The sequence below is a fragment of the Bhargavaea ullalensis genome, from assembly GCF_042432615.1.
Lineage (GTDB): Bacteria > Bacillota > Bacilli > Bacillales_A > Planococcaceae > Bhargavaea > Bhargavaea ullalensis.
The window spans coordinates 18,188-38,194 of record NZ_JBHLWY010000006.1; the positions used below are offsets into that span (position 1 = coordinate 18,188).

Sequence of the window (20,007 nt, forward strand, 5' to 3'; positions counted from 1 at the left end):
CCCGGATTCGTGAGTTATAGTAATTCGTCAGAAGAAGAACCGCTGGATATCGTTCCACGTGACGACGATCATGAGCACCATGAGCAGCATGATGCCGACCAGATGGACCATGCCTTCTTTCTGCTTGTCGATCGGCTTGCCCCTGATGGCCTCAAAGCCGAAGAACAAGAGCCGGCCCCCGTCGAGCGCAGGCAGCGGCAGGAGGTTCATGATGCCCAGGTTGATGCTGAGCACCGCCGCCCAGCTCATCAGGTTGAAGATGCCGTACTGGGCAACCTGGCCGGTCGCCTGGTAGATCCCGACCGGCCCGGACAGCGCGTCAATCGAGAATTTCCCCGTGACGAGCATGCCGAGCAGTTCGAAGATCCGCTTGAACCAGAACCAGGTCTGTTCTCCGCCGTAGACAAAGGCTTTCAGTGGGTTCTTTTCATAGACCGGTTCGTGGATCACGCCGATCTGGCCGATCGTCTGTCCTTCGACGTCCACCGAATCCGCCGTGAGCGGAAATTCCAGATGTTTGCCGTCGCGGCCGACACCGATTTGCAGTTGCTCACCGGGACGGTCCTGGATGATGGCGGCGAAAGCATTCCACGAATCGATTTTCTTGCCGTCCACCGACTCGATGATGTCTCCCGGCTCGATTCCCGCCGAGACGGCAGGCCCGTCATCCGTGACATCCTTGATGAGGGCTTCGTTTGTCGGAATGCCCTGGAACAGGCCAAGCAGCGTGAAGATGACGAAGGCAAGGATGAAGTTGAACAGCGGGCCGGCAAAGATCGTCAGCGCACGTGCGCCGAGCGGCTTGGATTCGAACTGCCGGTCATGCGGCGCGATGATCGTCTCTTGGCCCTTTTCGGAAATGACCGCATTCCGGGCTACCGGATAGCGGACCTTCTGTTCCTCCTCGTCATAGCCTTCGATGTACAAATCCTTCTCCAGATCCGCTTTTTCCACTTCCAGATAAAGCATATCCGGTGTGCGGTCGTTCTGGTTCAGGACAATCCGCTCCGCGTTGCCGTTTTGGTCCAGGACGAGACCGATCCGGTGGCCCGGCTGCAGTTCGAATGTGTCAAAATCCTCTCCGGCCATCCGGACATAGCCGCCGAGCGGCAGGAGCCGGATCGTATAGAGCGTCTCGCCCTTCGTGATGCCGAGAAGTTTCGGACCGAAGCCGATGGCGAACTCGCGCACCATGATGCCCGTCCGCTTGGCGAACAGGAAGTGGCCGAGTTCATGGAAAAATACAAGTGTGCCGAAGACGACAACGAATGCAATGATTGTTTGCATGGGCACCCACCTTCACCCGGACTGATGCCGGATTTCATATCACATCATTTTACCATATCGAGTACACTTTTTCTTGCAAGCGAATCGGCCTCAAGCACCGTGCCGAGGTCCGGCGACGAGATGACGGCATGGCGGTCGAGCACGCGTTCCACGAGTCCTTCGATTTCCGTGAATGCGATCCGGCCTTCCATGAACAGACCGACCGCCGTCTCGTTTGCGGCGTTCATGACAGTCGTCGCCGTGCCGCCCGTCCGGCCCGCCTCAAATGCGATGCGGAGCGCCGGATAGCGATTCAGGTCGACTTCTTCGAAATGGAGCGTGCCGATTTTGGCCAGGTCGAGCCGCTCGGTCCCTTTTCTCGGGAGGCGGTCCGGCCAAGTGAGCGCATATTGGATCGGAACGCGCATGTCCGGCGAACCAAGCTGCGCCATGACGCTCGTGTCGGCGAATTCCACCATCGAATGGATGATGCTCTCCCGGTGGATCAGCACGTCGATCCGGTCATAGGGCATGCCGAACAGATGATGGGCCTCGATCACTTCAAGACCTTTGTTCATCATGGTCGCGGAATCGATCGTCAGCTTGCTGCCCATCGACCAGTTCGGATGGTCCAGCGCCTGCTCGATCGTCACGCCTTCCAGTTCATCGCGCGTCTTGTCGCGGAAACTCCCTCCGGAAGCCGTCAGGATGAGCCGTTCGGCACGTTCTGCTTTTTCGCCGTTCAACGACTGGAACAGCGCCGAATGCTCGCTGTCGACGGGCAGGAGGGAAATGCCGTGACGGCGGGCTTCCGCCGTCACGATGTCTCCCGCTGCGACAAGCGTTTCTTTGTTCGCAATGGCGATGTTTCGGCCGTTGCGGATCGCTTCAATCGTCGGCTCCAGCCCGAGGCTTCCGACCACGGCACTGACGACCACGTCGGCATCCGACCGGGCCGCTACTTCGATGAGCCCTTCGCGCCCGTGGACAAATTCCACTTTCGGGAACTCACCCGAAAGCAGGGTTGCATCCGCCGGGGCGTCCACCGAGACGATCTCAGGTTCCGTCTCCCGGATGATTTCCCGCAATTTCCCGATATTTTTACCGGCAGCAAGCGCGGTGATCTTAAACTGGTCCGGGGCTTCCCGGACCACATCGACCGTCTGGGTGCCGATCGAACCCGTGGCACCGAGAAGGCTGATTTTCTTTACCATATGAATCTTCCTTTCAGGTCATCCGACAAAATGAAGAAGATTGAGCAGCGGCAGGACAAACAGCAGGCTGTCGAACCTGTCCAGGATGCCGCCGTGCCCCGGCAGGATCTTGCCGGAATCTTTTACACCGTAGTACCGTTTCAGCGCGGATTCCACAAGGTCTCCGATCTGGCCCATCACTGATGCCAGAATGGTCACGCCGATCAGGATCAGATAAGAATGCGTCACCGGCATGAACACCTGGAAGATGCAGGCTGCGATGACCGCCGCCGCAATGCCGCCGATGAACCCTTCAACCGTCTTGTTCGGGGAAATCTCCGGCCAGAGCTTCCGCTTGCCGATTGCCCTTCCCGTAAAGTAGGCGCCCGTATCGGTGAGCCAGACGACGATCAGCGCGAAGACGATATATTCAAGTCCCGCATCCCTTGTGATGATGAGGTAGTAAAAGCCGATGCCGAGATAAAGCATGGCAAGCACCGTGAATGCCGCATGCTCGAACGTGAATCGGTTTTTCACGACGACCGTGTAGACGAGAAGCAGCAGAACGAGCGCATAGACGACCTCAATCTTCGTATATCCGGTGAATGAAGCCACTGCATCCGCCCAGTGCGGCTTCAGCAGGAAGCTGAACAGCGCCAGGACGGCGAGCAATCCGGGAATCGAGGCGATGGAAATGTGTTTCATCCGAAGGAGCTCATACATGCCGATGGCCGCCAGCAGGAACACCGCAAGCGTAAACGGCAGGCCCCCGATGATGACGAGAGGGACAAACAGGAGGCCGGCGACAACTGCCGTGATGATCCGTGTTTTCATTTGACCTCCTCCTTGCCGATGCCGCCGTAGCGGCGGTTCCTTGCCCGGTAGACGTCGATCGCCTCGCGCAGGTCGGCTTCGCCGAAGTCCGGCCAGAGCGTGTCGGTGAACCAGAGTTCTGTGTAGGCCAGCTGCCAAAGCATGAAGTTGCTGAGCCGCACTTCACCGCTCGTCCGGATAAGGAGATCCGGTTCAGGGAGATGGGCGGTCATGAGTGCTTCGGCGATCATGGCTTCATTGATCTCCTCCGGGCGGACCGTCCCCTCTTTCACCGAACGCGCGATTTCTTTCACCGCGCCGGCCAATTCTGCCCGGCTGCCGTAGTTCATGGCGAAATTCAGGATGAGTCCGTCGTTGGAGGCCGTTTCGTCCATCGCCCGCCGGATCGCCCGCTTCGTGTGCGGAGGCAGGCTTTCATAGTCTCCGATCATTTCCACCCGGACGTTTTGTTCGATGAGCTCCGGCAGGTAGGTGCCGAGGAACTCATCGGGAAGCTTCATGAGAAATTCCACTTCCGGCTTCGGCCTCTTCCAGTTCTCCGTGGAGAAGGCATACACCGTCAGGACTTTAACCCCGAGCCGGTTTGCCTCGCGCGTGATTTTCCGGACCGTCTTCATTCCCTCATGGTGTCCGGCAATGCGCGGCAACGCCCTTTTTTTTGCCCAGCGGCCGTTGCCGTCCATGATGATGGCAACATGGCCCGGTACTCCGCGGCTGCCGGCATCTGCCGGGTCAGGGGCTTCCGCTTCTTGCCGTCCGCCTCTTTTGCGGATCAGTTTATCCAACATATTCTGAAATCCTCCACTCAACTGCAATTCGAGATTCATGCCTTTGTCTATCATAGCAGTTTTTGCACCACTGCAAAAGGCGTCCTGTCAGATTAGGACGCCTCTTCGCGGAAATGGTTCGGTTGTCAAACTTCCATGATTTCCTGTTCTTTCTCTTTTGCAATTTCGTCGATTTCTTCGATGTGGCGGTCGGTCAGCTTTTGGATATCTTCTCCGTAGCCGCGCAGATCGTCTTCAGTGATCTCTCCGCTCTTCTCCATCTTTTTCAGGCTGTCATTGCCGTCGCGGCGGACGTTCCGGATCGCGATCTTCGCGTCTTCCGCTTCTTTTTTGACTTGCTTGGCGAGTTCCTTCCGGCGCTCCTCGGTGAGGGCCGGCACGGCGATTCGGATGACGTTGCCGTCGTTTGCAGGCGTGATGCCGAGGTCCGACTTCAGGATCGCTTTTTCGATGTCGTTGATGACCGACTTGTCATACGGCTGGATGACGAGCAGCCGGGCTTCAGGCACCGAAATGCCCGCAAGCTGGTTGACGGGTGTGGGTGCGCCGTAATAATCGACCGTGATGCGGTCGAGGAGCGAGGCGCTGGCGCGTCCGGCACGGATGCTGGCCAGTTCCCTCCTGTAAGATTGGATCGATTTCGCCATTCGGTCTTTCGTTTCTTCGATGATTGCGTTCACCATTACGAATTCCTCCTGACGACCGTCCCGATTTCTTCACCGAGGACGGCCCGTTTGATGTTCCCGTTCTCCATGATCGAGAAGACGATGAGCGGGATGTCATTGTCCATACAGAGCGAGGAAGCAGTCGAGTCCATGACCTGGAGTCCATCTTTGATGACGTCCAGGTAAGTGAGGGCATCATATTTCACCGCGTCCGCGTTTGTTTTCGGATCGTCCGAATAAACGCCGTCCACGTTGTTTTTCGCCATCAGGATCACGTCCGCTTCGATTTCCGCCGCACGGAGCGCAGCCGTCGTATCCGTCGAGAAGTACGGATTGCCCGTCCCCGCGGCGAAAATGACGACACGCTTTTTCTCCAGGTGGCGGATGGCCCGCCTGCGGATGTAAGGCTCGGCCACCTGGCGCATTTCGATCGAAGTCGACACGCGCGTCTCGATGCCGAATTTCTCCAGCGCATCCTGGAGGGCGAGTGAGTTCATGACGGTGGCCAGCATGCCCATGTAATCTGCCGTGGCCCGGTCCATCCCCATCTCGCTGCCGATCTTGCCGCGCCAGATGTTTCCGCCGCCGACGACAACCGCCACTTCGACGCCGAGGTCGACCACATCCTTCACCTGTCCGGCTACGGATTTGATGATCTCCGGCGACAGTCCGAAGCCTTGCTCTCCGGCCAGCGCTTCCCCGCTCAGTTTCAGGACGACTCTTTTATATTTCGGTACGCTCATGAGGTCTCCTCCATCATCGCTGTTTTTTATCGAAAAATAGGGAACACAAATTTCGTGTTCCCCATGGAAATATTCGGCTGAAGATCAGTTGCCTTTGACCTGGTTCATGACTTCTTCAGCAAAGTTGTCTTCGCGCTTCTCGATGCCTTCGCCCACTGCGTAGCGGACAAATGCCTTCAGTTCGCCGCCGGAAGACTTGACGAAGTCGCGGACTTTCTTGTCCGGGTCTTTGACGAACTGCTGGTCAAGCACACAGATCTCTTCGAAGAATTTGCCGAGACGGCCTTCAACCATTTTTGCAACGATGTTTTCAGGCTTGCCTTCATTGAGCGCCTGCTCCGTGAGGACTTTGCGTTCGTGTTCGACTTCCTCTTCGGAAACCTGGTCACGGGAAATATATTTCGGATTGAGGGCTGCGATGTGCATCGCCACGTCTTTTGCGACGTTTTCGTCTGTGGAGCCTTCAAGAAGCGTCAGCACGCCAATGCGGCCGCCCATGTGGATGTAGGCGCCGAAAGCGTCTGCGTCCGTCTTTTCCATGATTTCAAAGCGGCGAAGGGTGATTTTTTCACCGATTTTCGCAACCGCGTTGGAAATATGGTCGGCAACCGTGTTGCCGTTTTCCATCTTCGAGGACAGGGCAGCTTCAACATCAGCCGGCTGTTCGTTGAGGATGTGGTCGGCGAGATCGGAAACGAGCTGCTGGAACGCTTCGTTTTTCGCGACGAAGTCTGTTTCCGCGTTCACTTCAAGGATGACTGCTTTGTCGCCGTCAACCTTTACTGCCACCGAGCCTTCAGCCGCGATGCGGTCTGCTTTCTTCGCTGCACTCGAAAGGCCTTTTTCACGAAGGAAATCAACTGCGGCGTCCATGTCGCCGTCTGTCTGTGTGAGGGCTTTCTTGCAGTCCATCATGCCCGCGCCAGTTTTTTCGCGGAGTTCTTTGACCATTTGTGCTGTTACTGCTGCCATTGGGCATTCCTCCCGGTCTGGATAAAATTTATGTGAGGCGGAGCCGAATCAATCGGGCGCCCGGTTCACCTTGGATTGTTCAAAAAAAGCGATAAGTGACGGTGAGCCGCTTATCGCCTTTCTGACAGTCTTACTCGGCTGCGACTTCCTCTGCCTGAGCTTCGACTTCTTCTTCTTCGCCTTGCTTCGATTCTACGAGCGCATCCGCCATCTTGCTTGTGAGAAGGCGTACTGCACGGATCGCGTCGTCGTTCGCAGGGATGACGTAGTCGATCTCGTCCGGATCGCAGTTCGTGTCGACGATGCCGACGATCGGAATGTTCAGCTTGCGGGCTTCAGCGACCGCAATGCGCTCTTTGCGCGGGTCGACCACATACATAACGTCCGGAAGGCCGTTCATGTCGCGGATGCCGCCGAGGAACTTGACGAGGCGTTCATGTTCTTTTTTAAGCTGGATGACTTCTTTTTTCGGAAGTACGTCGAATGTGCCTTCCTCTTCCATCTTCTCGATGTCCTTCATGCGCTTGACGCGCTTCTGGATCGTGCCGAAGTTGGTGAGGAGGCCGCCGAGCCAGCGTTGGTTGATGTAGTATTGGCCTGCGCGTTCCGCTTCTTCGCGGATTGCGTCCTGGGCTTGTTTCTTCGTGCCGACGAAGAGCACTTTGCCGCCTTCAGCGCCTGTTTGACGCATGAAGTCGTATGCTTCCTCGAGTTTTTTGACCGTCTTTTGAAGGTCGATGATGTAGATGCCGTTACGCTCGACGAAGATATATTTCTTCATCTTCGGGTTCCAGCGGCGTGTCTGGTGACCGAAATGCACGCCGGCTTCCAGCAGTTGCTTCATTGTGATAATTGCCATGTGTGTTACCTCCGTTTTGGGTTTTTTGGTCCTCCGCGCCGTTCGTCCTTCCGGGCGGCCTGTCGGCACCTGCCCGTCCGTCCCGGCGCGTGTGTATTCACACCATTTGACAATATACCACGGATATACCCTTTTTGCAACCCGCAAACACTCCGAATCCACTCACTCCGGCAACGCGCCCACTCACGATACCTAATGATTCCATTCACCTCGTCAACGCGCTCACTCACGGCCGATATGATTCCACTCAGCCCGGGCAACGCCGTGGATTGCGTCCAAGAACTCCGTCAGTAGAAGAAACCCGTTCGCTTACCGCGGGCGTCGCCTCAGCCGAAGCGAATCATTTCCGAAAGAAACGAACGCTGTGGATCAAAGCCGATAGACCGTGTAGCTGTTCCGGGCGACGATTCAAAAAGGGCTGCCCTCGATGGGCAGCCCGGTTACCCGCAGTGCGGGGATTATTTGGATTTGAGTTCTTCGAGCTGGGCGAGGAACTTGTCGTTCAGCACTTTAATGTAGGTTCCCTTCATGCCGAGGGAGCGGGACTCGATGACGCCTGCGCTCTCCAGCTTGCGCAGTGCGTTGACGATGACCGAGCGGGTGATGCCGACGCGGTCTGCAATTTTCGACGCGACGAGGAGGCCTTCACTGCCGTCCAGTTCGTCGAAGATGTGTTCGATCGCTTCGAGTTCGCTGTAGGACAGGGAGTTGATCGCCATCTGGACGACCGCCTTGCTGCGCGCTTCGGCTTCGATCTCTTCGGACTTCTCGCGGAGGATCTCCATGCCGACGACCGTTGCACCGTACTCGGCGAGGACGAGGTCGTTCTCGACGAATTCATTTTTTGCGCGTCCGAGGATCAGCGTGCCGAGACGCTCGCCGCCGCCGATGATCGGAACGATCGTCGTAAGCGCATCCTGGAACAGGTCTTTGTTCTCAACCGGGAACACGGTGTGTTCGTTGTTGATGTCGAGGTTCGGGGACGTCTCGGTGACGTTGAACAGGTTGCGGGTATATTCTTCCGGGAACTGGCGCCGTTCAAGCATTTCCTGCATGCGCTCGTTCTGGATTTCCTGATGGATGGTCGCACCGAGGAGTTTGCCCCGGCGGCTGACGATGAAGACGTTGGCTCCGATGACATGCGAAAGCGTATCCGCCATTTCCTTGAAGTTAACCGGCTTCCCTGCGGATGCCTGGAGCATGGAGTTGATCTCCCGCGTCTGGTTCAATAGTGACATAAAAATAATTCCTCCTAAGATGGGTGTGTGTGCTTGTTGAATATTCTAAAGGTTTTTAATCGTTTTTGGAACTAAAACGGTTTGATTACAGGATGAATTGTGACAAATCTTTGTTCTTTACGATATTGCCCAATTTACCGTCGACATACTCCGGCGTGATCTGGATGGAAGCCGGAGAGATGTCCGATGCCTGGAAGCTGAGATCCTCCAGGAGCTTCTCCAGAATCGTATGGAGGCGGCGTGCCCCGATATTCTCGGTTTCCGCGTTGACTTCGGTCGCAATCTCCGCGATCCGCGCAATGGCGCCGTCCGTGAAGCTGATTTCGACTCCTTCCGTCGCCAGAAGCAGGCTGTACTGCCGGATAAGGGAATTGTCCGGTTCCTTCAAGATCCGGATGAAGTCGTCTTTCGTCAGCTTGTCGAGCTCCACACGGATCGGGAAGCGGCCCTGCAGCTCGGGAATGATGTCCGACGGCTTCGCGATATGGAAGGCCCCCGCACCGATGAAGAGCATGAAGTCGGTCTTTACGGGGCCGTATTTCGTGGTGACCGTCGTTCCTTCCACGATCGGCAGGATGTCTCGCTGCACGCCTTCCCGGGAAACGTCCGCGGAAGACGAGCCGCCTCCCTGCCTTGAAGCGATCTTGTCGATTTCATCAATGAAGATGATGCCGTGCTGTTCGGCGCGGCTGATCGCCTCCTGTGAAATCTCTTCCCGGTCGACGAGCTTTTCGGCTTCTTCGAGTGCCAGGACGCGGCGGGCATCCTTCACTTTCATCTCCCGCTTGCGCTTCCTTTTCGGCATGAGGCCGGACAGGGCGTCCTGCATATTCATACCCATTTGTTCCATTCCCGAACCTTGCATGGCGTCAAAAAGGGAAGGCGGCTCCTCCGACACTTCGACGGTCACAAGCTTCTCCTCCAGCTTCCCAGCCTTCAAGTCTGTTCGGACGTCTGACCGCTTCGTCCGGATTTCCGGGTCTTCCTCCGCTTCTTCCCCGGCCTGGTTCTGCTGGCCGAACAGCATTTCAAACGGATTCTGACCGGTCTTTTCTTTTTTCAAAGAAGGCACGAGCAGCTTGACGAGCCGCTCCTCGGCAAGTTCTGCCGCCCGGTCCTTCACTTCCTCCATCTTCTCGGTGCGCACGAGGCGGATCGATGCCTCGATCAGGTCGCGCACCATCGATTCCACGTCGCGCCCGACGTAGCCGACTTCGGTGAACTTCGTCGCTTCCACTTTGATGAACGGCGCGTCGGACAGCTTGGCGATCCTTCGGGCGATTTCCGTCTTGCCGACGCCCGTCGGTCCGATCATGAGGATATTTTTCGGAATGATCTCCGACCGCTCCTCCTCTGTCAGCAGGCTTCTGCGGTAGCGGTTGCGCATGGCGACCGCGACGGCCTTCTTCGCATCTTCCTGCCCGACGATGTGCCGGTCCAGGCTTTCCGTCAGCTGTTTCGGGGTCAGTTCCGAAGACTTCTTCATCAGCCGATCACCTCCAGGATAATCCGGTCGTTCGTGAATACGCAAATGTCCGCTGCGGTTTCCAGCGCCGCCCTGGCGATCTCCTCCGCTCCGAGCCGGTCGCCGGCATGTGTTTTCAGCGCCCTGCCGGCAGCGAGCGCATAGTTGCCGCCGGATCCGATTGCCAGGATGCCGTCGTCCGGCTCGATGACTTCGCCGGATCCGGAAACAAGCAGCATCGACTTTTCATCCATGACGATGAGCATGGCCTCAAGCTTCTGGAGCATTTTGTCCCCGCGCCATTCTTTTGCGAGTTCCACCGCCGCCCGCTGAAGGTTGCCGTCATATTCCATAAGCTTTGCTTCGAACAGTTCAAAAAGCGTGAATGCATCAGCGACGGAACCGGCGAAGCCGGCCACCACCTTGCCGCCGAACAGCCGCCTCACTTTCCGTGCCGTGTGCTTCATGACGACCTGATTCCCGAGCGTTACTTGACCGTCGCCGGCCATGGCTCCCTTGCCGTTATGGCGGACCGCAAAAATTGTGGTTGCGTGCAGTTCCATGCCGTTCCTCCTCACTATGCTCTTGGATGGGCATTCATATAAGTATTCCTGAGATGGTCTTTCGTGACATGCGTGTAGATCTGCGTGGACGACAGGCTTGCATGGCCAAGCAGTTCCTGGACCGAACGCATGTCGGCCCCGTTGTTGAGCAGATGGGTCGCAAAGGTGTGCCGGAACATATGCGGGTGGACCGGCGAATGCAGCGCCGCCCGTTCGACCATCCCGTCCAGTATGTAGCGCACTCCCCTGTCCGTCAGCGGTGTCCCTTTCATATTGACGAACAGCCGGTCATGCTTGTTCCCCTTGACGATCCGCGGACGCGCCTGACCAAGGTAATCCCCAAGCGCCTCATGGGCAAAATGCCCGAACGGGATATACCGCTCGCGACGGCCCTTTCCCATCACCCGGACGATGTCGAGGGACAAGTCCGGATCCGCAGCCGACAGACCGGTCAATTCCGACACCCGCATGCCCGTAGCGTAAAGCAGTTCCAGTATGGCAAGATCGCGCAATTCCTTCGGAGACGTTCCGCGATTCGCCTCGAAAAGCCGCTCCATCTCTTCCTCGTAGAAGAACTGGGGCAGCCTTTCTTCCTTTTTGGGATGGAAGAGCGAGCGGAAGGCACTGTCATCGATCCCGTGCCTGGCGCTCGCAAACTTAAAGAATGACCTGAGCGAGGAAATCTTCCTCGAGATGGTCGCCCTGGAAAGACCCCGGTCATAGAGCCGGGTTACGAAAAGGCGCGCTTCCGGATACCGGATGTCCGGCGAATCGCCGATTCCTTCACTTTCAAGAAAAGCGAAAAACTCTTCCATGTCCTTCCTGTACCCGTCGACGGTCAGCGGCGAGAAGTTGCGTTCAAGACGGATATACGCCTGAAACGCATCCGCCGCCTCCAGCAGCCTGCTGTTCATCGCCTTCTCCCCTTTCAAAAAAGCGTGGGGTGGTCCGTCCATTCCAAACATTTCAATCCATTCCCCGTGCAAATACAAAAGCCTCTAAAAGTATAAGACATTTAGAGGCTTTGCACAATCAATCAGCTATTGTATTCATGAAATTTCGAATTGTGCCGAGCGCCCGTTCAGCCTGTTTTTCTGCGCGTTCGGCTTTCTTGCGCACTTTTTCGCCGAGCGGCGGAAACAGTCCGAAGTTGACGTTCATCGGCTGGAAGTTGGTCGGATCCGCTTCACTGATGTAGCGGGCCATGCTGCCGAGCGCCGTTTCATGAGGAAAGACGACCGGCTCCTGTCCGAGCGCGACCCGCGCGGCATTGATGCCGGCGACAAGTCCGCTGCCTGCCGATTCCACGTAGCCTTCGACGCCGGTCATCTGTCCGGCGAAGAACAGGGTGTTGCGGCTCTTGAGCTGGTAGGTCGGCGCCAGGACTTTCGGAGAGTTGACGAACATGTTCCGGTGGATGACCCCGTACCGGACGATTTCCGCTTCTTCAAGCCCCGGGATGAGCCGGATCACTTCACGCTGCGGTCCCCATTTCATGTGGTTCTGGAAGCCGACGATGTTGTAGAGCGTGCCCGCCGCATTGTCCTGTCGCAGCTGGACGACCGCGTACGGCGTCTTGCCGGTTTTCGGATCTTCCAGCCCGACCGGCTTCATCGGACCGAAACGGAGCGTATCCTTCCCGCGGCGCGCCATTTCCTCGACCGGCATGCAGCCTTCGAAGTATTTCTCTTCTTCGAAGTCCTTCAGCGGGACGGTTTCGGCCGTGATCAACGCCTCGTAAAACCGGTTGTACTCTTCTTCGTTCATCGGACAGTTCAGATAAGCGGCTTCCCCTTTGTCGTAGCGGGACTTCAGATATACCTTGTCCATGTCGAGCGACTCTTTTTCGATGATCGGCGCGGCCGCATCATAAAAGTAAAGATCGTATTCGCCCGTCAGGCTGCCGATTTCCTTGGCAAGCGCCTCGGACGTGAGCGGGCCGGTCGCGATGACGGTGATGCCGTCCGGGATTTCCGTCACTTCCCCGCCGATCACTTCGACGAGCGGGTGGTTTTTCACCTGTTCGGTGACGCGGCCGGAAAAGTCATGCCGGTCGACCGCAAGCGCACCGCCCGCCGGGACGGCGCTTGAATCGGCCGACTGCAAGATGACCGAGCCGAGAATCCGCATTTCTTCTTTCAGGACGCCGACCGCATTGGTCAGGTTGTTCGCCCGGAGCGAATTCGTACAGACGAGCTCCGCAAACTGGTCGGTGTGGTGAGCCGGCGTCTGTTTGGCCGGCCGCATTTCGTAGAGTCGGACGTTGACGCCCCTCTTGGCGATCTGCCAGGCCGCCTCGCTCCCCGCGAGGCCGGCTCCGATTACATTGACGACTGGTGACATGTCCAGTCACCCCCCTTTTCGTTCACTGTTGAGGCTGTTCTTTATAATCACAGTCTGCACACTGGATCTGCTTGCCTTTTTTCAGCTTTTTCTCGACAAGCATCCCGCTGCATTTCGGGCAAGGCCTGGAGATCGGCTTGTCCCATGAGATGAAGTCACAGTCGGGATACCGGTCGCAGCTGTAGAAGATCCGCTTCGTCTTGCTTTTCCGCTCGACGACTTCGCCTTCTTTGCATTTCGGGCAAGTGACACCGATCTTTTTCAGGATCGGCTTCGTGTTGCGGCAGTCCGGGAAGTTGGAGCAGGCCATGAACTTGCCGTAGCGTCCAAGCTTGATGACCATCGGCGAACCGCATTTTTCGCAATCTTCGCCGGCCGGCTCGTCTTTGATGACGACTTTCTCCATTTCCTCATCTGCGACCTTCAGCCTTTTCTCGAAGTCTTTGTAGAACGAATCAATGACTTCAACCCAGCGGTTCTGGCCTTCCTCGATGCTGTCGAGGTCTTTTTCCATTTCCGCCGTAAACTCGATGTCGATGATCTCCGGGAAAAATTCCTGCACCAGCGAATGGACGATTTCTCCGAGTTCCGTCGGCACGAACCGCTTGGCGTCAAGTGATACGTAGCCCCTTTTCTGGATCGTGTCCAGCGTCGGCGCGTACGTCGACGGGCGGCCGATGCCGAGCTCTTCGAGCGTCTTGACGAGCCGGGCTTCCGTGTAGCGCGGAGGCGGCTGAGTGAAGTGCTGCTTCGGTTCCACTTTGACGCTCTTCACGATGTCGCCTTTCTCCATCGGCGGAAGCATTTTTTCCTTCTCGTCCGACTTGTCGTCTTCCCCTTCCACGTACACTTTCATGAAGCCGGGGAATTTGATCTGTGAGCCGGTCGCTCGGAACATGACGTCGCCCTGGACGAGGTCCGCCGTGACGGTGTCCAGGACCGCCGGCGCCATGCGGCTGGCGATGAAACGTTCCCAGATGAGCCGGTACAGCTTGAACTGGTCGTTGGACAGCACCGCCTTGAGCGATGCAGGCGTGCGGAGAACCGACGTCGGCCGGATCGCCTCGTGGGCATCCTGCGCATTTTTCTGTTTCGACTGCCGCTCACCCGGTGCCCCGAACTCCTTGCCGTATTCCGAATCGATGAAGTCTCCCGCCTCTTTTTTCGCGGTGTCGGAAATCCGGGTCGAGTCGGTTCTCATGTAAGTGATGAGTCCGACGCTTCCTTCCTTGCCGACGTTGATCCCTTCATAGAGCTGTTGGGCGAGCATCATCGTCTTGCGGGCGCGGAAGTTGAGCTTGCGTGCGGCTTCCTGCTGGAGCGACGAAGTGGTGAACGGCGGTGCGGGATTGCGCCTGCGCTCTTTCTTGATGAGTTCCGCCACTTCGAACTCGTCGCCTTTCAGCTGGCCGAGCACCTTGTCGACGGACGCCCGGTCCGGCAGCTTCACTTTCTTTTTGCCATCGCCGTGATAGCCGGCGGTGAATTCCTTTTTGCCTTTGCCGAACGTGCCGGTGATCGACCAGTATTCTTCCGGCTTGAACACCCGGATTTCGTTTTCCCGGTCGATGATGAGCCGGAGTGCAACCGATTGCACGCGCCCCGCGGACAGGCCCTTCTTCACTTTCTTCCATAGAATCGGGCTGATGTTGTAGCCGACGAGCCGGTCGAGCACGCGGCGGGCCTGCTGGGCGTCGACACGGTCGCGGTTGATCGGCCGCGGATGCTTGAACGATTCCACGATTGCGTCTTTGGTGATTTCGTTGAAGACGACCCGGCAATCGGTGTTTTCATCGATGCCAAGCGCCTGTGCGAGGTGCCAGGCGATCGCTTCCCCTTCGCGGTCGGGGTCAGATGCAAGGAAGACTTTCTTCGCTTTTTTTGCTGCGGTCTTCAGTTCCTGCAGAACCGGACCCTTGCCACGGATCGTGATGTACTTCGGCTGGTAGCCGTGTTCGACGTCCACGCCCATCTGGCTGCGCGGCAGGTCGATGACATGGCCGACAGACGCTTTCACTTTGTATTTCTTTCCTAGATATTTTTCAATCGTCTTCGCCTTTGCGGGCGATTCGACGATGACGAGATAATCCGCCATTCAAACTGCCTCCTGTCGAGGTTGGCATTGCCATTGTAAAGAAAGTCCTGTTGCAAAATGTAATATAACTTCTATTTAAATGCAACCATTTTCGGTTTTCGCCCGTTTCACGGCTCGCCGCCTGGAGGTCCCCCAAGTACGGTGTAGCCGTCCAGTGCAGGGGTTGCGCCTTCCAGGATAAGCCGGTTCGGACCGGCCGACAGCGGCGCGTTGACGGCCCCCGGGACGGCCAGGACATCCTTTCCGTGCTCGAGGGCATGGTCGATCGTGCTCATCGTGCCGCTTTTCACTGCCGCTTCGGTCACGATGACCAGGTCGGACAGGCCGCTGATGATCCGGTTGCGCATCGGGAACTGCCACCTTTTCGGTCCGGCATATGGAGGGTATTCCGTCAGGAGAAGGTGTTCGCTCCCCATCACTTCATAAAGTCCGTTGTTTTCTTTCGGGTAGCGGTGGAACAGGCCATGTCCGAGGACGCCGATCGTCTTGCCGCCGGACGCGATGGCCGCTTCGTGCGCCATCGCGTCGGCACCCTTCGCCAGTCCGCTGACGATCGCGATGCCTTGCGCGACAATCGGCGGCACGATCATTGCAATCGCCTGCCTCGAATAGGACGTCGCTTTTCTGGAGCCGATCACGGCCGCTTTTTTGGGAATCGAAAGGATGGTCGGATCTCCCGCCGCATACAGCACGGCAGGAGGATCGATGAGGCGGTTGAGTGAAGATGGATACAGGGGATGGGTGTACGGGATCGGGATGATCGAGCGGGCGGCATACATTTCGGTGTACGGGGGGTCCGCCTGCCGGGCGATCCGGCTTTGGATCAGCAAGGCCTTCTTTTGGTCGAGGCCAAGCAGGAAAGCAAGTTCCGCTGCGCCCATGCGGCCGGCATTCTCCAGCTCGGGATCCGCGGCAAGGAGACGGTCCAGCCGGTTAAGCGGGGCCGGATAGGCATAATGCAGGGCGAGAAGCCGTTCTTCAAATTCTCTGATCTCCACAACCTCCTGTCCGTCGGGGGCCGGATAATAGTAAAAGTGCGGCGCGAGATGCGCCGCACTTTCATTTTAGTTCGTTTTGCACTTTTCGTACAGGCCTTTTTCTTTCAGGACCTCGATCATCGTCTGGCCGATGACGGACGGTGTTTCGGCAACTTTGATGCCGGCCGCTTCCATCGCCTTGATCTTTTCTTTTGCTGTGCCCTTGCCGCCGGAAATGATGGCGCCTGCGTGGCCCATGCGCTTTCCTGGAGGTGCGGTCTGGCCGCCGATGAAGCCTGTGACCGGTTTCGTCATGTTGGCCTTGACCCACTCGGCTGCTTCTTCTTCGGCCGTTCCGCCGATTTCGCCGATCATGACGACCGCCAGTGTTTCAGGATCCTCGTTGAATTCTTTGAGGACGTCGATGAAGTTCGTGCCGTTGACCGGGTCTCCGCCGATTCCGACTGCCGTCGTCTGGCCGATGCCTTCGGTCGTGAGCTGGTGGACCGCTTCGTACGTGAGCGTCCCGGAACGGGAAACGACGCCGACGTGGCCCTTCGTGTGGATGTAGCCCGGCATGATGCCGATCTTGCACTCGTCCGCCGTGATGACGCCCGGGCAGTTCGGCCCGATGAGGCGGGTTTTCTTGCCTTCCATGTAGCGGACGACTTTCACCATGTCGAGCACTGGAATGTGCTCGGTGATGCAGATGGTCATGTCGAGTTCCGCATCGACCGCTTCAAGGATTGCATCGGCTGCGAATGGAGCCGGAACGTAGATGACGGAAACGTTCGCGCCCGTCGCCTTGACCGCCTCTTCGACCGTGTTGAAGACCGGAACCCCTTCGACTTCCGTGCCGCCTTTGCCCGGCGTCACGCCGCCCACGATCTTCGTGCCGTATTCGATCATTTGTTTCGTATGGAAGAGGGCTGTGGAGCCCGTGATTCCCTGTACCAGAACTTTTGTATCTTTATCGATATAAATGCCCATCGTTTTCCCGCCTTTCTTAGCCTACGAGTTCGACAATTTTTTGTGCACCGTCCGCCATGGAGTCGGCAGAAGTGATGTTCAGTCCGGATTCGTTCAGAAGTTTCTTGCCCGCGTCAACGTTCGTGCCTTCAAGACGCACGACGAGCGGCACTTCAAGGCCGAGCTGCTTCGTGGCCTGGATGACGCCTTCCGCGATGATGTCGCACTTCATGATGCCGCCGAAGATATTGACGAAGATCCCTTTGACGTTTGGATCGGACAGGATGATCTTGAACGCTTCGGTCACTTTCTCGGCCGTCGCGCCGCCCCCAACGTCCAGGAAGTTTGCCGGCCTTCCGCCGTAGAAGTTGATCGTGTCCATTGTGGACATGGCAAGGCCCGCACCGTTGACCATGCAGCCGATGTTGCCGTCGAGGGAAACATAGCTGAGGTCATATTTCGATGCTTCGATCTCTTTCGGGTCTTCTTCGTCGAAGTCGCGGAGTTCCACGACGTCCGGGTGGCGGTACAGTGCGTTGTCGTCGAAGTTGAACTTCGCATCCAGCGCCATGACCTTGTCGTCGCCCGTGACGACGAGCGGGTTGATCTCGACGATCGATGCATCTTTGCTGATGAAGGCATCATAAAGGCCGAGGAAAAGCTTCGCAGCCTTGTTGACGAGCTTCGAAGGGATGTTCATGTTGAAAGCCATGCGGCGTGCCTGGAAGCCTGTGAGGCCTACAACCGGATCGATGACTTCTTTGAAGATTTTTTCAGGATTGGTTTCCGCCACTTCCTCGATGTCCATGCCGCCCTCTTCGGAGCCCATCAGGACAACGCGGTCCGTCGAACGGTCCACGACGAGGCTGATATAATATTCTTTGAGGATGTCGGATCCTTCCTCGATGTAGAGACGCTTGACTTCTTTCCCTTCAGGACCTGTCTGGTGCGTAACGAGGATTTTGCCGAGAAGTTCCTTGGCATACTCGCGCACTTCATCGACATTCTTGGCGAGCTTGACGCCGCCGGCCTTCCCGCGGCCGCCCGCGTGGATCTGGGCCTTGACGACAGTGACATTGCTGCCGAGTTCCTTCGCAGCCTTTACGGCCTCTTCCGGGGAAAATGCCACCATCCCTTTCGGAACTTCGACGCCGAATTCGCGAAGAATCTGTTTCCCTTGGTACTCATGGATATTCATCTTACATCCTCCAATCGAACTGCTGATAATTTCTTGCCATTCCCCATTGTAATCAACATGTCATAAGTTGTCCATAAATGTTGACGCTCACGACCGAATTCCGCTGGATTCGGCCGCAAACTCGGTGACCGGGGCGAATGTTGTCCTGTGCTCCGGGCAAGGGCCGTGCCGCCTCAGCGCCTCGACATGCCGGGCGGTCGGATAACCGGCGTGCTGCGCAAAACCGTACTCGGGATAACGGTCGTGGAGCGCCTCCATATACCGGTCCCTGTCTGTTTTTGCAAGCACGGACGCCGCCGCGACGGCGAGGCTCTTCGCGTCGGCTTTGACGATGTTGGCGCACGGCATGCCCGCATCGGGGCTCATGGCGTCGGCGATGACCGCGTCCGGCCGCACGGCGAGTCCCCGGATTGCCTCTTCCATCGAACTTTTCGTCGCCCGGTAAATATTGACCCGGTCGATTTCGGCGGCGGACTGCACATGGACAGACCAGGCGACCGCTGTTTGCCGGATAAGCGCAGCCAGCCGCTCCCGTTCAGTGCGCGTCATCGCCTTGGAATCATCCAGCCCGACAAGCGCCGGTGCATGGGCAGGCAGGATGACCGCAGCCGTGACGACCGGGCCGGCAAGCGGTCCCCTGCCGGCCTCATCCACTCCGGCCACCAGGCCGTCCGGATCCCGCCTGAAGCCGTCATCAAATTTTTCTTTTTCCAGGTGGATGCGACGGAGCTTTTCCGCCTTCTCCCGGCGGCGCTCCCAGGAGGCGACCAGCTTCTGCACGCCTGCACGGCCGTCTTCCCTCAGCGAGGAAAACAACTCCTCGCTTCCATCCGCTTCTTCCAGCCAATCCTTCACTTCCCGCACCGTCATTTTCCCAATCATTCACCGACCATCCTTCCGGTATGTATGAGGCGGGTCTACGTGAGCTCCGCCAATAAAAAACGGGCACTCCCCATGGGGCATGCCCTTGTTCAACAGTTGGCTCAGCGGTCTTCGGCGAAGTCGAACGACAGCCTGCCGAGCTGCTGATCCCGGATATCCCGGACGATCAGTTCCGAGACTCCGTCATAGTCGATCGTGCCGCCTTTTTCATACACCCTGCGCCGCTCGCCGATTTTCTCGTATGCCTCCGGAATCCCTTCGGACAGGTCCGCCAGCCCGTAGCGCTCCTCGAGCCTTTCGGGGTAATGGGCCTCGAGGAACTTCAGCCCGTAGACGGCCAGATCCTGCTTTTCCGTGATCGTATCCTTGATCGCTCCGGTGAGCGCAAGCTTGTATCCCGCTTCAGGGTCCTCAAATTTCGGCCAGAGGATTCCCGGCGTGTCGAGCAGCTCGAGTTCCTTGCCGACCTTGATCCATTGCTGGGCCTTCGTTACGCCCGGCGTGTTTCCGGTCCGGGCGATGTTCTTCCCGGCGAGCCGGTTGATGAGCGTCGACTTGCCGACATTCGGAATGCCGACGATCATCGCACGGATCGCCCTCGGACGGATGCCCCGCGCCTTCATGCGGTCCCATTTGTCCTTCAGAATGATCTTTGCCGCCTTTGTCACCTGCTGAAGACCTTTCCCGTCAAGCGAATTGATGGCGACCGCCTCGATGCCGTCCTGCCGGAAACGCTCCAGCCAGCGGGCGGTTTCCGCGTCATCCGCCATATCTTTCTTGTTCAGGATGACGAGCCTCGGCTTCTGGCTGATCACTTCATCGATCATCGGGTTGCGCGAGGATTCGGGGAGCCGGGCATCGATCAGCTCAAAGACGATGTCGACCATTTTCAGTTTTTCCGTCACTTCCCGGCGGGCTTTCGCCATATGACCGGGGAACCATTGAATCGTCATGCTG

At 57.5% G+C, this 20,007-nt stretch carries 20 protein-coding genes; all 20 read right to left on the reverse strand.

Annotated elements, in window-relative coordinates:
* Window positions 1–27: 27 nt before the first annotated feature.
* Window positions 28–1,287 carry an RIP metalloprotease RseP gene (gene rseP, locus ACFFIY_RS01505; protein WP_354196313.1) on the reverse strand — a complete coding sequence of 420 codons (1,260 nt, stop codon included), beginning with the start codon at window positions 1,285–1,287 and terminating at the stop codon, window positions 28–30.
* Window positions 1,288–1,331: 44 nt separating this feature from the next.
* The gene (locus ACFFIY_RS01510) at window positions 1,332–2,480 is read right to left on the reverse strand and encodes a 1-deoxy-D-xylulose-5-phosphate reductoisomerase (protein ID WP_354196311.1); all 1,149 of its coding nucleotides are present in this window, start codon (window positions 2,478–2,480) and stop codon (window positions 1,332–1,334) included.
* 18 nt (window positions 2,481–2,498) lie between these two features.
* Window positions 2,499–3,293: a phosphatidate cytidylyltransferase gene (locus ACFFIY_RS01515; RefSeq protein WP_354196309.1), complete on the reverse strand. Its 795-nt coding sequence runs from the start codon at window positions 3,291–3,293 to the stop codon at window positions 2,499–2,501.
* Window positions 3,290–4,081, reverse strand: a complete 792-nt coding sequence (gene uppS, locus ACFFIY_RS01520; protein WP_354196307.1) for an undecaprenyl pyrophosphate synthase — start codon at window positions 4,079–4,081, stop codon at window positions 3,290–3,292. The genes ACFFIY_RS01515 and uppS overlap by 4 nt, the downstream gene beginning before the upstream one ends.
* A gap of 125 nt (window positions 4,082–4,206) precedes the next feature.
* On the reverse strand, window positions 4,207–4,764 hold the full coding sequence (gene frr, locus ACFFIY_RS01525) for a ribosome recycling factor (protein ID WP_354196305.1): 558 nt from the start codon (window positions 4,762–4,764) through the stop codon (window positions 4,207–4,209).
* Window positions 4,764–5,489: a UMP kinase gene (gene pyrH, locus ACFFIY_RS01530; protein ID WP_354196303.1), complete on the reverse strand. Its 726-nt coding sequence runs from the start codon at window positions 5,487–5,489 to the stop codon at window positions 4,764–4,766. Before pyrH ends, frr begins: the two co-directional genes overlap by 1 nt.
* 84 nt (window positions 5,490–5,573) lie before the next feature.
* Window positions 5,574–6,461, reverse strand: coding sequence for a translation elongation factor Ts (gene tsf / locus ACFFIY_RS01535; protein WP_354196301.1), 888 nt, complete (start codon window positions 6,459–6,461; stop codon window positions 5,574–5,576).
* A gap of 130 nt (window positions 6,462–6,591) precedes the next feature.
* Window positions 6,592–7,320 carry a 30S ribosomal protein S2 gene (gene rpsB, locus ACFFIY_RS01540; protein WP_354196299.1) on the reverse strand — a complete coding sequence of 243 codons (729 nt, stop codon included), beginning with the start codon at window positions 7,318–7,320 and terminating at the stop codon, window positions 6,592–6,594.
* Window positions 7,321–7,778: 458 nt separating this feature from the next.
* Window positions 7,779–8,558, reverse strand: coding sequence for a GTP-sensing pleiotropic transcriptional regulator CodY (codY, locus tag ACFFIY_RS01545; protein WP_354196297.1), 780 nt, complete (start codon window positions 8,556–8,558; stop codon window positions 7,779–7,781).
* An 85-nt stretch (window positions 8,559–8,643) separates the two neighbouring features.
* Window positions 8,644–10,044: an ATP-dependent protease ATPase subunit HslU gene (gene hslU / locus ACFFIY_RS01550; RefSeq protein ID WP_354196295.1), complete on the reverse strand. Its 1,401-nt coding sequence runs from the start codon at window positions 10,042–10,044 to the stop codon at window positions 8,644–8,646.
* Window positions 10,044–10,586 carry an ATP-dependent protease subunit HslV gene (hslV, locus tag ACFFIY_RS01555; RefSeq protein ID WP_354196293.1) on the reverse strand — a complete coding sequence of 181 codons (543 nt, stop codon included), beginning with the start codon at window positions 10,584–10,586 and terminating at the stop codon, window positions 10,044–10,046. The genes hslU and hslV overlap by 1 nt, the downstream gene beginning before the upstream one ends.
* 14 nt (window positions 10,587–10,600) lie before the next feature.
* Window positions 10,601–11,500, reverse strand: coding sequence for a tyrosine recombinase XerC (gene xerC / locus ACFFIY_RS01560; protein WP_354196291.1), 900 nt, complete (start codon window positions 11,498–11,500; stop codon window positions 10,601–10,603).
* A gap of 118 nt (window positions 11,501–11,618) precedes the next feature.
* Window positions 11,619–12,929, reverse strand: coding sequence for an FADH(2)-oxidizing methylenetetrahydrofolate--tRNA-(uracil(54)-C(5))-methyltransferase TrmFO (gene trmFO, locus ACFFIY_RS01565; protein WP_354196289.1), 1,311 nt, complete (start codon window positions 12,927–12,929; stop codon window positions 11,619–11,621).
* Between the two features lie 22 nt (window positions 12,930–12,951).
* Window positions 12,952–15,024: a type I DNA topoisomerase gene (gene topA / locus ACFFIY_RS01570; RefSeq protein ID WP_354196287.1), complete on the reverse strand. Its 2,073-nt coding sequence runs from the start codon at window positions 15,022–15,024 to the stop codon at window positions 12,952–12,954.
* A 107-nt stretch (window positions 15,025–15,131) separates the two neighbouring features.
* Complete coding sequence (gene dprA / locus ACFFIY_RS01575) at window positions 15,132–16,022, reverse strand: DNA-processing protein DprA (protein ID WP_354196285.1); 891 nt, start codon at window positions 16,020–16,022, stop codon at window positions 15,132–15,134.
* A gap of 66 nt (window positions 16,023–16,088) precedes the next feature.
* Window positions 16,089–16,985: a succinate--CoA ligase subunit alpha gene (gene sucD, locus ACFFIY_RS01580; protein ID WP_354196345.1), complete on the reverse strand. Its 897-nt coding sequence runs from the start codon at window positions 16,983–16,985 to the stop codon at window positions 16,089–16,091.
* The gene (locus ACFFIY_RS01585; RefSeq protein WP_354196343.1) at window positions 16,907–17,080 is read right to left on the reverse strand and encodes a KxYKxGKxW signal peptide domain-containing protein; all 174 of its coding nucleotides are present in this window, start codon (window positions 17,078–17,080) and stop codon (window positions 16,907–16,909) included. The genes sucD and ACFFIY_RS01585 overlap by 79 nt, the downstream gene beginning before the upstream one ends.
* On the reverse strand, window positions 17,008–18,168 hold the full coding sequence (gene sucC / locus ACFFIY_RS01590) for an ADP-forming succinate--CoA ligase subunit beta (protein ID WP_354196283.1): 1,161 nt from the start codon (window positions 18,166–18,168) through the stop codon (window positions 17,008–17,010). The genes ACFFIY_RS01585 and sucC overlap by 73 nt, the downstream gene beginning before the upstream one ends.
* An 87-nt stretch (window positions 18,169–18,255) precedes the next feature.
* Window positions 18,256–19,050 carry a ribonuclease HII gene (rnhB, locus tag ACFFIY_RS01595; protein WP_354196281.1) on the reverse strand — a complete coding sequence of 265 codons (795 nt, stop codon included), beginning with the start codon at window positions 19,048–19,050 and terminating at the stop codon, window positions 18,256–18,258.
* Between the two features lie 101 nt (window positions 19,051–19,151).
* Complete coding sequence (ylqF, locus tag ACFFIY_RS01600) at window positions 19,152–20,003, reverse strand: ribosome biogenesis GTPase YlqF (RefSeq protein WP_354196279.1); 852 nt, start codon at window positions 20,001–20,003, stop codon at window positions 19,152–19,154.
* Window positions 20,004–20,007: the final 4 nt, after the last annotated feature.

Excerpts from the sequence above, each read along its gene's own strand:
- rseP (WP_354196313.1), bottom strand. The coding sequence starts at position 1,287 with ATGCAAACAATCATTGCATTCGTTGTCGTCTTCGGCACACTTGTATTT.
- ACFFIY_RS01510 (WP_354196311.1), bottom strand. The coding sequence starts at position 2,480 with ATGGTAAAGAAAATCAGCCTTCTCGGTGCCACGGGTTCGATCGGCACC.
- ACFFIY_RS01515 (WP_354196309.1), bottom strand. The coding sequence starts at position 3,293 with ATGAAAACACGGATCATCACGGCAGTTGTCGCCGGCCTCCTGTTTGTC.
- uppS (WP_354196307.1), bottom strand. The coding sequence starts at position 4,081 with ATGTTGGATAAACTGATCCGCAAAAGAGGCGGACGGCAAGAAGCGGAA.
- frr (WP_354196305.1), bottom strand. The coding sequence starts at position 4,764 with ATGGTGAACGCAATCATCGAAGAAACGAAAGACCGAATGGCGAAATCG.
- pyrH (WP_354196303.1), bottom strand. The coding sequence starts at position 5,489 with ATGAGCGTACCGAAATATAAAAGAGTCGTCCTGAAACTGAGCGGGGAA.
- tsf (WP_354196301.1), bottom strand. The coding sequence starts at position 6,461 with ATGGCAGCAGTAACAGCACAAATGGTCAAAGAACTCCGCGAAAAAACT.
- rpsB (WP_354196299.1), bottom strand. The coding sequence starts at position 7,320 with ATGGCAATTATCACAATGAAGCAACTGCTGGAAGCCGGCGTGCATTTC.
- codY (WP_354196297.1), bottom strand. The coding sequence starts at position 8,558 with ATGTCACTATTGAACCAGACGCGGGAGATCAACTCCATGCTCCAGGCA.
- hslU (WP_354196295.1), bottom strand. The coding sequence starts at position 10,044 with ATGAAGAAGTCTTCGGAACTGACCCCGAAACAGCTGACGGAAAGCCTG.
- hslV (WP_354196293.1), bottom strand. The coding sequence starts at position 10,586 with ATGGAACTGCACGCAACCACAATTTTTGCGGTCCGCCATAACGGCAAG.
- xerC (WP_354196291.1), bottom strand. The coding sequence starts at position 11,500 with ATGAACAGCAGGCTGCTGGAGGCGGCGGATGCGTTTCAGGCGTATATC.
- trmFO (WP_354196289.1), bottom strand. The coding sequence starts at position 12,929 with ATGTCACCAGTCGTCAATGTAATCGGAGCCGGCCTCGCGGGGAGCGAG.
- topA (WP_354196287.1), bottom strand. The coding sequence starts at position 15,024 with ATGGCGGATTATCTCGTCATCGTCGAATCGCCCGCAAAGGCGAAGACG.
- sucC (WP_354196283.1), bottom strand. The coding sequence starts at position 18,168 with ATGAATATCCATGAGTACCAAGGGAAACAGATTCTTCGCGAATTCGGC.
- rnhB (WP_354196281.1), bottom strand. The coding sequence starts at position 19,050 with ATGATTGGGAAAATGACGGTGCGGGAAGTGAAGGATTGGCTGGAAGAA.
- ylqF (WP_354196279.1), bottom strand. The coding sequence starts at position 20,003 with ATGACGATTCAATGGTTCCCCGGTCATATGGCGAAAGCCCGCCGGGAA.